This window comes from Streptomyces sp. UF-297, assembly GCF_058245575.1.
This window is the reverse complement of sequence record NZ_JBSIBZ010000001.1, coordinates 168,446-180,224: the sequence shown is the minus strand read 5'-3', so window position 1 is coordinate 180,224 and position 11,779 is coordinate 168,446. Positions and strand designations below refer to the sequence as shown.

General features: G+C 71.4%; 12 protein-coding genes. 6 read left to right on the top strand and 6 right to left on the bottom strand.

Features of this window, described 5'->3' with window-relative positions:
- Positions 1–44: 44 nt before the first annotated feature.
- Together AC4IJH_RS00895 and AC4IJH_RS00890 are read right to left on the bottom strand one after the other, a co-directional pair.
- Complete coding sequence (locus tag AC4IJH_RS00895; RefSeq protein ID WP_490849469.1) at positions 45–314, bottom strand: SHOCT domain-containing protein; 270 nt, start codon at positions 312–314, stop codon at positions 45–47.
- Between the two features lie 11 nt (positions 315–325).
- Positions 326–1,057 carry a CBS domain-containing protein gene (locus AC4IJH_RS00890; RefSeq protein WP_490849468.1) on the bottom strand — a complete coding sequence of 244 codons (732 nt, stop codon included), beginning with the start codon at positions 1,055–1,057 and terminating at the stop codon, positions 326–328.
- 224 nt (positions 1,058–1,281) lie between these two features.
- Here AC4IJH_RS00890 and AC4IJH_RS00885 point away from each other — a divergent pair, with 224 nt between their 5' ends.
- Complete coding sequence (locus AC4IJH_RS00885; protein ID WP_490849467.1) at positions 1,282–2,166, top strand: universal stress protein; 885 nt, start codon at positions 1,282–1,284, stop codon at positions 2,164–2,166.
- 152 nt (positions 2,167–2,318) lie between these two features.
- Positions 2,319–3,230, top strand: a complete 912-nt coding sequence (locus tag AC4IJH_RS00880) for a universal stress protein (RefSeq protein ID WP_490849466.1) — start codon at positions 2,319–2,321, stop codon at positions 3,228–3,230.
- 133 nt (positions 3,231–3,363) lie between these two features.
- On the opposite strand, the gene AC4IJH_RS00875 is transcribed toward AC4IJH_RS00880, so the two are convergent.
- Together AC4IJH_RS00875 and AC4IJH_RS00870 are read right to left on the bottom strand one after the other, a co-directional pair.
- Positions 3,364–4,350: an Acg family FMN-binding oxidoreductase gene (locus tag AC4IJH_RS00875; protein ID WP_490849465.1), complete on the bottom strand. Its 987-nt coding sequence runs from the start codon at positions 4,348–4,350 to the stop codon at positions 3,364–3,366.
- A gap of 4 nt (positions 4,351–4,354) precedes the next feature.
- Entirely contained in the window at positions 4,355–4,852 is a 498-nt protein-coding gene (locus AC4IJH_RS00870) for a hypothetical protein (protein WP_490849464.1), read from the bottom strand.
- Between the two features lie 384 nt (positions 4,853–5,236).
- Between AC4IJH_RS00870 and AC4IJH_RS00865 the strand changes: the two genes are divergently transcribed.
- Positions 5,237–5,653: a hypothetical protein gene (locus AC4IJH_RS00865; RefSeq protein ID WP_490849463.1), complete on the top strand. Its 417-nt coding sequence runs from the start codon at positions 5,237–5,239 to the stop codon at positions 5,651–5,653.
- Between the two features lie 22 nt (positions 5,654–5,675).
- On the opposite strand, the gene AC4IJH_RS00860 is transcribed toward AC4IJH_RS00865, so the two are convergent.
- Positions 5,676–6,413: a TetR/AcrR family transcriptional regulator gene (locus AC4IJH_RS00860; protein ID WP_490849462.1), complete on the bottom strand. Its 738-nt coding sequence runs from the start codon at positions 6,411–6,413 to the stop codon at positions 5,676–5,678.
- Between the two features lie 92 nt (positions 6,414–6,505).
- Here AC4IJH_RS00860 and AC4IJH_RS00855 point away from each other — a divergent pair, with 92 nt between their 5' ends.
- Both AC4IJH_RS00855 and AC4IJH_RS00850 read left to right on the top strand, forming a co-directional pair.
- On the top strand, positions 6,506–7,471 hold the full coding sequence (locus AC4IJH_RS00855; RefSeq protein ID WP_490849461.1) for an oxygenase MpaB family protein: 966 nt from the start codon (positions 6,506–6,508) through the stop codon (positions 7,469–7,471).
- A 412-nt stretch (positions 7,472–7,883) separates the two neighbouring features.
- The gene (locus AC4IJH_RS00850; protein WP_490849460.1) at positions 7,884–9,143 is read left to right on the top strand and encodes a glycosyltransferase; all 1,260 of its coding nucleotides are present in this window, start codon (positions 7,884–7,886) and stop codon (positions 9,141–9,143) included.
- Between the two features lie 329 nt (positions 9,144–9,472).
- On the opposite strand, the gene AC4IJH_RS00845 is transcribed toward AC4IJH_RS00850, so the two are convergent.
- Positions 9,473–9,598 (bottom strand): SapB/AmfS family lanthipeptide, encoded by a 126-nt coding sequence (locus AC4IJH_RS00845; protein ID WP_490849459.1) that lies wholly within the window; start codon positions 9,596–9,598, stop codon positions 9,473–9,475.
- A gap of 562 nt (positions 9,599–10,160) precedes the next feature.
- On the opposite strand from AC4IJH_RS00845, the gene glsA reads away from it, so the two are divergent.
- Positions 10,161–11,732, top strand: coding sequence for a glutaminase A (glsA, locus tag AC4IJH_RS00840; protein ID WP_490849458.1), 1,572 nt, complete (start codon positions 10,161–10,163; stop codon positions 11,730–11,732).
- Positions 11,733–11,779: the final 47 nt, after the last annotated feature.

Sequence of the window (11,779 nt, the reverse complement as noted above, 5' to 3'; positions counted from 1 at the left end):
GCCCCTGGGCCGGGGTGGCGGGCGGGCCCGCCCCCGTGCGCGGATCATCCGGCCTTCGGGCGGGGCGGGGGCCGGTCCCGCAGGACGGCCAGCCGCCTGCGGTACTCGTCCTCGTCGATCTCGCCATGGGCGAAGCGTTCGGCGAGCACCCGCTCCGCGTCCGGTGTCCGACGGTGCTCGCCGTCGGTGGGGCGCCGGGAGAGGGCGCGAAACAGCGCGATGGCGGCAAGGATCACCAGCGCCCAGATGGTCAGCGATACGGCGGCGGTGAAGAAGTACCCCCAGCCGCCCATGCCGTGGTCGTACCAGTACATGGCAGTGCTCCTCACCGCTTGCGGAGCCAGTTGTCGGCGACACCGTGCAACGCCTGCTCGTCCGGCCGGAGGTGAGAGTCGTCGATGCGGTAGGTGAGTTCGTCGACCACCGCCACCACGCCGTCCGCCTGTCCTGCCAGCCGCACGGCGACGGGGATCTCGGAGCGCCGTTCCAGCCGCCCCTTCAGCGTGACGACACCCTCGTTCACGGTCACCTCGATCGTGGTCGGTGTGAGCCACAGCGCGCGCACCAGCACCTCGTCGATCACCTCGCGGCGGATGTCGCGGTCCGTCCTCAGGAAGACCCCCACAAGATCGTGCGGAGTGACGATCCCGCACAGATGTCCTTGGTCATCGACCACCGGCAGCCGCTCGATGCGATGCCGGGCCATGATGCGTGCCGCTTCGGCCACCGTGGCCCGCCGGTGGACGGTCACCGCGGGCGCCGACATGACGTGCCCGGCCGTACGCGCTCGGGCCGTTCCGTCCGGGCGGCGGGCGCGCCGGGGCCGGCGCCCGGCCCACCGGCGCACACCGGGCCCCGGCTCCTCCGCCGGTGCGGCCTGCCGTGTCATCAGGTCGGTCTCGGCGATGACGCCGAGAACCTCGGACTGTGCGTTCACCACCGGCAGCCCGCTGATCCGGTGCTCTGCGAGGAGCCGGGCGACCTGCTTGAAGGACGCCTCGGGGCCGACGGACACCACATCGGACGTCATCACCTTCTCGACCTTGCGGTGCTTCATCGCTGCTCCCTCCCCGGACGAGCACCGCGAGCGGCGGGGCTCCTGCCAGTCACTTCCCCCGGCTGTCATGGCCGTCACTCTCAGCCTCCGTCCGCCCGCTCGCCGGTCCCAGAGGCCGACTGGGGCCGTCAACAGGGCCGAACCGCCCCTCCACGGGCTCCGCGAACGGTGTGACGGTGGTGTCGAACGCCCATAGGGCCGTCCTGTGAAAGGCGGTGGGAGCCGTGCAGCTTCCCCTGGTCGTCGGAGTCGACGGATCGGAATCCAGCCTCCAAGCCGTGGACTGGGCCGTGGACGAGGCCGCTCGCCACCAAGTCCCACTGCGCCTGGTCTACGCCTCCGTGCGCTCACGCCACGAACTGCCCGTGCCGGTCATGGGCACCCAGCGCCCCTCGGAGCAGGTATTGCGCGACCACATCGTGGGCTCGGCAACGGAGCGCGCCAACCGACGCAACCCCGCCGTGAAACTGTCCAGCGAGATCCTGCCCGAAAGTGCCACGGCGGCACTGCTGGACGAGGGCCGCAACGCCCTCGCCCTCGTCACCGGCTCGCGCGGCCGCGGCGGATTCACCTCACTGCTGCTGGGATCCGTGAGCCTGTCGGTCGCGGCCCGCGCCGACTGCCCGGTGATCGTGGTGCGTGGCCCGGAGGACAACCGCGCCGGCCACTTCCACCAGGTCACGCTCGGAGTCGGCGACACGCCCCGGGGCCCGGAGGATTCGGCCGCCGTACGGTTCGCCTTCCATGAGGCCCAGGCACGCGACTGCGTACTTCATGCCGTACGGACCTGGCGCTGCCCGGCCCACGAGTCCGTGGACCACCCGCTGATGACGCAGTACGTCGTCGGCACCCACGAGGAACAGGCAGCGGCCGCCCTGGAGAACGCGCTCCGCGCCCAGTCCCAGCTGCACGCCGGGGTTGTCGTGCGCCGCGAGACGGCCGAGGGGGCGGCACGCAAAGTACTGCTGGAGAAAGCTCCCGCCTCCGACCTGCTGATCGTCGGCGCCCATCGCCGCAAGGGCCACCTCGGCCTGCAACTCGGCCCGGTCAGCCACGCTTTGCTGCACCACGCCGACTGCCCGGTCGCCATCGTGCCGGAGCACATCTGAACCACCCGACCACGGCACCCAGGTGAGCGGTGACTGTCGACACCCGGCCAGGACCTGCGCCGTGCGGGACCATTCGGCCCGGGTACGGTCCCGTGCAGCCCCTGCTCCCGAGCGCGCTCCACCGGCAGGCTTCGGTCCAGGAGGTACTCGCCATGCTGGAACACACCGAACACGTCGTTGCCGGGGTGGACGGATCCCCGGAGAGCTTCGCCGCCGCGGACTGGGCGGCCCGGGAAGCCCTGCGCCGCGGTCGGCGGCTGTGGCTGCTGCACGCGTTGGAGGGACTGCCGACCGGCATGACGGACCTGCCGGAGCTGACGGCACCGCGCTCATGGTCCGAACAGATCCTTCGCGATGCCGGGAACCGGCTGTCCAAGGACTACCCGGAGCTGGCGATCAGGACGGAACAGGTGGCGTACGTCCCTGTCCAGGCCCTGCAGGCCGCGTCGGAACAGGCTGCGGTGCTGGTCCTCGGCTCACGCGGGCTGAGCGGCTTCACCGGGTTCCTGGTCGGCTCCGTGGCGCTCGCGGCCGTCGCGCGCGCCCAGTGCCCCGTGGTCCTCGTACGAGCCGGTGAGAGCGCCGAGGACGAACACTTGAGGGACGCCGAGGGCCGTCCCTCGACCCGTACCCCGCACAGCGAGGTGGTGCTCGGACTCGATGTGCGCCACCAGTGCGACGAGTTGCTCGAGTTCGCCTTCGACGCCGCGGCCCGGCGCGCCGCACCGCTGCACGTCGTGTGCGCCCACAGTGGTCCCCCGCCCGCGGAGTACGGCCCGAGCCCGTCGGCCCAGCCGACCGCCGAAGACCTGGAGCGGCCGACCCGGCAGACGGTCGAAGCCGCACTGCACCCCTGGCAGGAAAAGTTCCCAAGTGTCGTGACGGTGACCGCCGTTGAGGAAGGACGGGCGGCACATCACCTGCTGCGCGCCGCGCACAAGGCCGGTCTGCTGGTCATCGGGCGCCGAGCCCGTCAGACGCCGGTCGGCCCCCGCATCGGATCGGTCGCACACGCGGTGATACACCACGCCCAGTGCCCGGTCGCCGTGGTCCCCCACCAGTGAGCCGCCTCGCAGCCGCGGCATACCGTGGGCTGCGGGCCGACCACCGCCGCGCCCGGCTCGGCGCACCACGGGGCGAAGCGCACCCGGAAAGCCGCCGCTTCGCCTGACATTCCCGGCCCCGGCACCACGCTGCTCATGTAAGGACGTCTGCGACCGGCCGCCGGGGACTGGGCCGAGTCCGGCGGCCGGCGTATCCCAGGCGCAGGATCATCTGCGGGTACGCGTCGGCCGTGACCGTGCGGCGGATGCGCCTGCGCAGGTCGGGAAGTTCCAACGGCTGGGTGTGGAAGGCCGCCCGGACCTCATGAGCGGCCGCGCACAGCAGTACCCGCTGCAAGGCCTGCCCCGCCCGCAGCCAGTCCCGCCTGCCGTCGTGCCGGGTGGTCAGCAGCGCGACCAGTCCCAGCGGCCAGGGCGTGCGAAGAGCGAAACCCGTCTGGTGGCCCTGGCGGGCCCAGCCGGCGAAATCCCGTCCCGCGAACACCGTGGCATCCGGATAGTACGGACAGGCACCGGCGGGAACGCCGTCGAGCCGGCCACCTCCCCGCACAGGCGACCACCGGGACAGTTCCGCCACGAAGCCGGGGTCGGTCCGCTGGACGGCCTCGGCGGTCCGTATCGCCTGGGCCAGACGCCGCCGTGGCTCCGTTCCGCACGCCATGTGCAGTACGGCTCCCTCCGCCCGAGCCTGCCCGATCAGCTCCTCGATCAGAGAGGCCGGCAGCGGGTCGGACAGGAAGGGGCCGCGGTGCGTGTGGCGAAGAGGCATGGCACGGTGCATCTCCACTTCCTCCGGCGACGGCCGTACGTACGACCCCCAGCGGACCTCGGCGAGCAGCGCGGGCCGCTCAGGGGCGGGAAAGGTCCGTACGTCGGGCAGGAAGCCCAGGTACCTCATGGCCAGTCGCAGATTGAACAGCGCCGCACCGCAGCTGAGCACCATCTCGCGCCCGTACGGGTCGGCGACGGCCGCCCGGCGCCCGGCATCCGCGTACAGCTCGATTCCGCCGTCCCGGCTGACGAACCGCCAGGGCTGGGAATTGTGCAGCGACGGCGCAGTGACCGCCGCGCGAACCAAGTAGGTGGCCGCATGGCCGGACCGCGACCGCGCCGCCGTCATCGCACTACCCCTCTGCCCTGATGTCGGAGATCAGCCGGGTGGCCAGCTCCGACTGCACACTCAGATACGTGGAGAAGCGGTGCTGCGGTGTACCCCAGGAAAGCCGGACTCGTGTCCAGCAGTGCCCCATCCCACTGTCCTCGTACGTCACTTGCCACGCGGAGGGAGCGCCCTTGCCCCGCAGGACCCCGTCCAGGTGGTGCGTCTTCTCCCAGTCCGCAAGGTGCGTTCGCGCCTGGTGGGTGAGGTAGTGACGCCGCAGGCCGTTCGTCAGCGAACCGGGCCCCGAGTCGTGGATGACGTCGATGTACGTGCCGTAGAAGTCCGCAACCCGGTCGACCACCGACTCCGGGCTTCCGCTGCGCGCGGGTGCAGCGGAAGCCTCCGGGGCGCGGGACTGTGGCTGCGTCGGTGCGGTGCTCGCGGTGGCGGGCAGTGCCAGCGCCAGCACGAGCACCGAAGCGGGCACAACGATACGGCGGGCGGTACGGGTCGCGCTCATGGCGCTCCCTCCCCTTCGGCGAGGGTTGTCTGTGCTCCTCCGCATCCAGTACACAGCCGTCCACCCGGCAGCGAGCAGAGGCCAAGTGGGCCATCCGGCAAGGCTGTTCGGCCTGCACACACGACGATGCGCCGCGCCCAACAGCTCCGCACCAGAAGGCGCGGCCGGCCGAGCAGGCCGCGACCGAGCGCGACGCCGCCCGCGCCGAAGCAAGAGGCCGAGCGCGGCGCCCGGTCGCCCGTCCTCCCGCGTCCGCACACCATTAACGCGAATGTCCGCTGCGAAGGCTGGTGAGACGGCATGGGAACGCTACTCAAAGGGCTGCAACAGGTCCGATGGCAAGACCTGGGCGCTGCCCGAGGAACAGCTCGTGACCTCCCTGCCTTGCTGTCCAAGGCAGCATGGGCGGATGGGGAAACGGCACGTCTGGCCATCGACGAAATCGGCGACCTCATCTGCGAGTTCGGCAGTGTCGTGCACGAGGCGACCGCACCGGCTATTCCCTTCCTCATCGAACTTGCGGCCGCCCCTCGGGTGACCTGTAAGGCGGAAGCGCTCGATCTCCTTCTGGACATCTTCAACGGCCGCCAGTGGAGCGTCGCGGCTGCCGGTGCCCCTGCGAAGTACAGCAGGAATTACGTGGAACAAGTCGGGTGGGAAGATGACGCGCAGCAGGCGGTACGGTCCGGACGGCCCGTGTTCGAGGAGCTGGCCAGGTCGGTGGACCCCGGCGTGGCCCAGGCCGCCACCACGCTGCTGCACGCCATCGCATCAGAGGCAGAACGGCGAGACCCCCGATGAGGAGCAGGGCCCCGGGGACAGGTCATGGGCGAGGGTGGGCGTGGTCGCCGAGGCGTGCGGGTGTTTCGTCGGGTATGCAGGCCGGGGTGGGGGCCGGCTGTCCGGGGGGTGCGGTGGCTGTGGTTGCTGCGTGGGCGGTGAGGACGAGGTGTACGCAGGCGTCGGTGAGGTGGTTGCGGGGGACGGTGAGGGTGCCGCGCAGATGGGCGGCGAAGAGGTTGGCGAGGGCGCCGACCAGGGCGAGGGAGGCCATGGTGCGGGCCGGTTCGTCGGTGGCGGGCGGGAGTTGGCTGCTGATGAGGTCGGTGAAGTGGGACATGCGGGTGTGGCCGTGGGCGCCGAGGGCGGGGTCGGCGAAGGGTTCCAGGAGCAGGATGCGGCCCTTGCGTGGGTCGTCGAGGATGAGGGCGACGAAGCTCTCCACGGCGGCCCGTGCGCGGGCCGCCGGGTCGGGCCCGGCGCCGGCCACCGCATCCGCGAGCGCCGCGCGCGCCTGGTCGGCCACCTGGTCGTAGACGGCGGTCAGCAGCTCGTCGCGGGTGGCGAAGCTCTCGTAGAAGTAGCGGTCGGTCAGGCGGGTACGGCGGCAGACGGCCCGTACGGTCACGGCCGCGCTGCCCTGCTCCCCGGCCATCTCCAGCGCGGTTGCGAGCAGTTGAGCGCGACGGGCGGTGCGCCGGGCGTCGAGCGTGCTGCCGCCCCAGGTCCGCCCGGACGCACTGCGGGCGGGTACGGCGGACGTGCGCGGCGCTTCGGCCATGTCGGTCAACTCCCTTTCGCTCGGGCCGTGTTGACGACACCTGTCCTCAGATTCTACGTTGAGGACACCTGTCCTCAGTTGCGGGAGGTCCCATGGGAGAGCGACGGACGGAGCGCGGGGCCGGACCAAATCCACGGCAGGCACCGCAGCAGCCCCCGCAGCCCCTGGGGCCCGATTCCCTGACCTGGCAATACTTCGGAGACTGGCGGGCGCTGCTGCTGGCCCCCTGGGCCGGGTCGATGCAGAACATGCACCCCGGGCTGGGCACCGCGGTCGCCGAACACTCGCAGTTCTTCCGAGAGCGGTGGCAGCGGCTGTTCCGCTCGCTGTATCCCATCGGCGGGGTGGTCTACGACGGGCCGCGCGCGGCCGACACCGCCCGCACGGTACGCGGCTACCACACCACGATCACGGGAGTGGACCGCCACGGGCACCCGTACCACGCGCTCGAACCGGGCACGTTCTACTGGGCGCACGCCACCTTCTTCGTCCTGACCCTGCACGTCGCGGACTGCTTCGGCGGCGGCCTGAGCGAGGACCAGCGCCGTCGGCTGTTCGCCGAGCACGTGCAGTGGTACCGGCTGTACGGGGTGAGCATGAAGCCGGTCCCCGCCACCTGGGAGGACTTCCAGGCGTACTGGCACCACATGTGCACCGACGTCCTGGAGGACAACCAGCCCGCCCGCGACGTCCTCGACCTGCGGCGCATCTCCCGGCCGCCGGGGCTGTGGTGGCTGCCCGGACCGCTGTGGCGACTGCTGCGCATCCCGTTCGCCCGGGCGAACGTGTGGATCACGGTCGGCCTGTACCCCCAGGCGGTACGGGACCGCCTCGGCTACCACTGGACCGCCCGGGACGAGCGCCGCCTGCGAGCCTTCGGCCAACTGGTGCACCGAATCTGGCAGTTCGTGCCGCGCGAGCGCCGCTTCCATCCGCGGGCCCGCGCGGGGTGGGCCCGCGCGGCCGGGCGCCCCTCCCCCTGCATCGAGACACCGGCCCGCAACCTCCCGCCCGCCGACCGCCGCGACCTGCCGCAGCACTACGCCCCACCTGTGTGAGCGGCGCCAGCGCACGGGAGAACATCGCGGAAAGCCCCACCGGCTCGCGGGGACACGGCACCGGCCTCGGCTTGACGTCACACGCCGACGCCAAGGCGTTGAGCACCGGCATTTCGGAACGGCCCGGCCGACGACCGCCCGAGCGAGCCGTGTACGTCGACGACCGCCAGCACCCTCTGGACCAGTCGCACGACCGTCAGCCGGAGGGCCCGCGGAGCACGCGCGCAGAACGTCCCGGATCTTCGCGAGAAAGCCGTCCATCCACAGTGGGCGATCAAAAGGAAAGGGCAAGGAGATTTCCTCTCCTTACCCTTTTCAACATATAGCGCACCAGGGGGCTTGCGGCAAGACCCGGGTGGTGCCGCAGAATCGGCGGCCGAAAGCCAGAATCTGCGGAAATGGGAGTCGCGAAATGCGCGTGCTGTTGACTACGTGGGGATCGCGCGGAGACGTCGAACCCCTGGCGGGGCTGGCGGTGGAGTTGCGGGAACTCGGCGCGCAGGTGCGGGTGTGCGCGCCGCCGGACGAGGAGTTCGCGGCGCTGCTGGCGCGTGTCGGCGTACCGCTGGTGCCGCTCGGCCCGGCGGTGCGCTCGGTGGTCGCCGGAACGAAGCCACCGACGGCCAAAGACGCGTTCCGGCTCGCCCCTGAGCTGGTCGCCGCGCGGTTCGGCACGCTCACCGCGGCAGCCGAGGGATGTGACGCGCTGCTGGCGACCGGCCTGATGCCGGCCGGTGCACGGGACGTGGCCGAGAAACTGGGCATCCACTACGTGCTCGCGTGCTTCCACACCCTCGGACTGCCGTCGCGGCGCTTCCCTCCGGGGAGGCGGCCGGGCACGCCGTCCCCGGAGGGCGAGACCGACAACCGGGTGCTGTGGGAGCAGGACGCCCAGCGGGTGAACGCGTTGTACGGCGAGGCGCTCAACAGCCATCGGGCGGCGATCGGTCTGCCGCCGGTGGACAGCGTCCGCGACCACGTCCTCACCGACCGGCCATGGCTGGCGGCGGACCCGACGCTGTGGCCCTCGAAGGGCAGGACGGACCTCGACCTCGTGCAGACCGGGGCGTGGATCCTGCCCGACGAGCGGCCGCTCCCGGACGAGCTGGAGGCGTTTTTGGACGCCGGCGCACCGCCGGTGTACGTGGGCTTCGGCAGCATGGCCGCGCACGCGCCGAAGGGCATCGCCCGGGTGGCCACTGAAGCGATCCGCGCGCAGGGCCGTCGCGTACTCCTCGCCCGCGGCTGGGCCGGCCTGGCCCCGATCGACGACGTCGACGACTGCTTCGTCGTCGGCGAGGTCAACCAGCAGGCGCTGTTCCGCCGAGTGGCCGCCGTGGTGCACCACGGCGGCGCGGGCACCACGACGACGGCCGCCCGGGCCGGTGCGCCGCAGGTGGTGGTCCCCCAGATCGCGGACCAGCCGTACTGGGCCACCCGGGTGGCCGAGCTGGGCATCGGCTCGGCCCACGACGGCCCGACGCCGACCTCCGACTCCCTGTCCGCCGCGCTCGCCACGGCCCTGACGCCCGAGACCCGCCAACGAGCGAGGGCCGTGGCCGGCACCGTCCGCAGCGACGGGGCGAGGGTGGCCGCGAAACTGCTGCTCGACATGGTCAGCCAGGAAAGGCCGGGCCCGGTCGCGACGGAGAGTGGCCCGGAGGGGCGGTAGGCGAGAGCTCCGGGCCGGTGGGGCATGGGAAGTCAGCAGGGAACCGCTAACAGATCAAATGCGACCAGTACGGAATGGGGTGCAGCTGACGCAGACCGCATGGGAATTCCCCGGTCCCGGACCTCTCGGAGTGCGGGGCCCGGCAAAAGCGACAACCGTCCGGACCCGGCAGGCGGAGCCGCGCAACCGGGAAGCGCAAGACGCGGCTCGGACCGCGCGCGGGGCAGAATCCGGCTTCAGCCGCCCAAGGCATCGAGCCACCGGGTCCAGAGTTCAGGCATAGGCAGGCGTGGCAGCGCTCGGGCAGCCCCCGCACCGCGTATTGCCAGTTACCAGCAGTGCACCACGCTCATGACGCTGGGGCACAGCACCACGGTCATGGCGCTTTCGGCCGGAGTGTCCGAGCCGTAACCGGGGCGTCGTATCGGCAGTTCCTGGAGATCGAGGAGCGCCATGACGGCCTCTTTCGTGTGCGATGGGCACGATAAGCGATGCGGTACGGAGACCGCCGGGCCGCGAAGAGGGCCACTGGTGCTGACGTCGGACAGTGTAGGAACCCGCCAACGCCGAGGGGTACTCGCATCCTGGCCATCTCCTGGCCGGCCGGTGCAGTGGCCGCGGGAAGTCCTACCGCGGCCGGCTGGCGACAGAGACGGCAGGTGGCCGCGCCGGGCTGTTCGGGGAGGCGCCCCACCCGTTCGGCCCTGCTCACCCTGCGGAACGACAGGGCACGGCATCCACTGAGGTGATGGACCACAACCCGCCCTCGCCCCGCGCTGGACGCCCGGAGGCGGGCGCGGCACGGAGCAGGGCGGGGGCACGGAAGTGGCCTTCCAGCGGTACGTGCGGGATGCGGCCGGGAGCTCGGACGGCGGCGTGCGCCACCGCGGCGACCTCGGTCCGCAGGAGTTCGGCCGGGCCAGGGCGAAGTTCCTGATCCGGCACCCGGCCATCCGAGCGCCGCGACGATGCCGCGTCACTCGCTCGCTCCTGTCACCTGGAAAGTGAGGCACCGCCATGGTCGTTCCGGACACGGGTAAGGCCCCGGGCGAGGGCAGGGACCTGGCGAGCAGCGAGTACCGCATGCTCTTCGATGCCCTTGACGACGACCGGAGCGGGACGCTGTCCCGGCGCAAGCTGCTGCGGCATCTGGGTGCGGCGGGCATTCTGGAGGACGACCCGCGCATCCAGGGCCTCCTCATCGCGACCGGGGGTGCCGAGGAGGAGAAGGAGCTGGGCTTCGAGGAGTTCGTCTCCCTGGTCCGCCACCACGGAAGCGTGATCCGCCGGGTCATGCAGCAGGGCCCGGCGGTACCGGACTTCGCCGGGTTCACCGCCGATATCGACCGCATCTACCGGCAGTTGCTGACGGTCCAAGGCGGCGCGGTCGCCGACTACATCCCGCAGCTGGCCCGGGTGAATCCGGATCAGCTGGCGATCTCCGTGTGCACCGTCGACGGTCAGCGCCACACCGTGGGCGACGCCGATGTCCCCTTCTGCATCCAGTCGGTGTCCAAGACCATCTCGTACTGCCTGGCCCTGGAAGAACAGGGCGTGGACGTCACGCACCAGCACGTCGGGCGGGAACCGAGCGGACAGAGCTTCAACGAACTCACCCTCAACCGGCACGGGCTCCCCCACAACCCGATGATCAACGCGGGTGCCATCATGACCTGCTCGATGATCCGCCCCCATCTGCCGGCCGCCGACCGCTTCGAATACGTACAGCAGACCTGGCAGCGCCTGGCCGGGGGACGCCGCCCCGGCTTCAACAACGCCGTCTACCTCTCCGAGCGGCAGACGGCGGACCGCAACTTCGCCCTCGCCTACTCCATGCGCGAGCACCGGGCCTTCCCCGACGGCACCGACCTGCAGGACACCCTGGAGTTCTACTTCCAGTGCTGCGCCATCGAAGTGGACGCCTCGATGCTCGCCATCGCCGCCTCCTGCCTGGCGGGCGGCGGGGTGTGCCCGCTGACCGGGGACCGCATCTTCGCCGAGGAAACCGTCCAGCACTGCCTGTCGCTGATGACCTCGTGCGGCATGTACGACTTCTCCGGCGAATTCGCCTTCACCATCGGCCTGCCCGCCAAGAGCGGCGTCTCCGGCGCCCTCATGATCGTCGTGCCCCGGCTGATGGGCATCAGCGTCTGGTCGCCCCGCCTGGACGAGCTCGGCAACTCGGTACGCGGCCTTGAGTTCTGCCGCCAGCTGGTCGAGGCGTACCGCGTTCACCCGCATGCGGCGAACAGCGGCCGGACGACCAGAAAGAACCCGAGAAGGCGCCGCAACCAGACGGCCGTCGAAAGCACGGCGGCGCTGTGCTGGGCCGCGGGCCAAGGAGATCTCGAAGAGATCCGCATGTTCGCCGCCCTCGGCGCCGACCTCGACGCAGCCGACTACGACGGCCGCACCCCGCTGCACCTCGCGGCCTGCGAAGGACAGCTGGAGGTCGTCCGGTACCTCCTCGCCCACGGCGCCCGCCCCGGCCCGACCGACCGCTGGGGCCGCACTCCCCTCGCCGACGCCCAGCGCGCGGGCCACACCGCAGTCGCCGAAACACTGGGGGCGGCCCTGCCCGCGGAATGAGACTCTTCCGCCGCGCGAGGCGCCCGCACCGTCACCGCCGCCACCGC

What these genes read in the sequence shown, in the direction of transcription:
- AC4IJH_RS00875 (WP_490849465.1), bottom strand. Translation starts at nt 4,350, where the DNA reads ATGACGGCGGCGCGGTCGCGGTCCGGCCATGCGGCCACCTACTTGGTT.
- AC4IJH_RS00855 (WP_490849461.1), top strand. Translation starts at nt 6,506, where the DNA reads ATGGGAGAGCGACGGACGGAGCGCGGGGCCGGACCAAATCCACGGCAG.
- AC4IJH_RS00895 (WP_490849469.1), bottom strand. Translation starts at nt 314, where the DNA reads ATGTACTGGTACGACCACGGCATGGGCGGCTGGGGGTACTTCTTCACC.
- AC4IJH_RS00880 (WP_490849466.1), top strand. Translation starts at nt 2,319, where the DNA reads ATGCTGGAACACACCGAACACGTCGTTGCCGGGGTGGACGGATCCCCG.
- AC4IJH_RS00870 (WP_490849464.1), bottom strand. Translation starts at nt 4,852, where the DNA reads ATGAGCGCGACCCGTACCGCCCGCCGTATCGTTGTGCCCGCTTCGGTG.
- AC4IJH_RS00850 (WP_490849460.1), top strand. Translation starts at nt 7,884, where the DNA reads ATGCGCGTGCTGTTGACTACGTGGGGATCGCGCGGAGACGTCGAACCC.
- AC4IJH_RS00860 (WP_490849462.1), bottom strand. Translation starts at nt 6,413, where the DNA reads ATGGCCGAAGCGCCGCGCACGTCCGCCGTACCCGCCCGCAGTGCGTCC.
- AC4IJH_RS00845 (WP_490849459.1), bottom strand. Translation starts at nt 9,598, where the DNA reads ATGGCGCTCCTCGATCTCCAGGAACTGCCGATACGACGCCCCGGTTAC.
- glsA (WP_490849458.1), top strand. Translation starts at nt 10,161, where the DNA reads ATGGTCGTTCCGGACACGGGTAAGGCCCCGGGCGAGGGCAGGGACCTG.
- AC4IJH_RS00890 (WP_490849468.1), bottom strand. Translation starts at nt 1,057, where the DNA reads ATGAAGCACCGCAAGGTCGAGAAGGTGATGACGTCCGATGTGGTGTCC.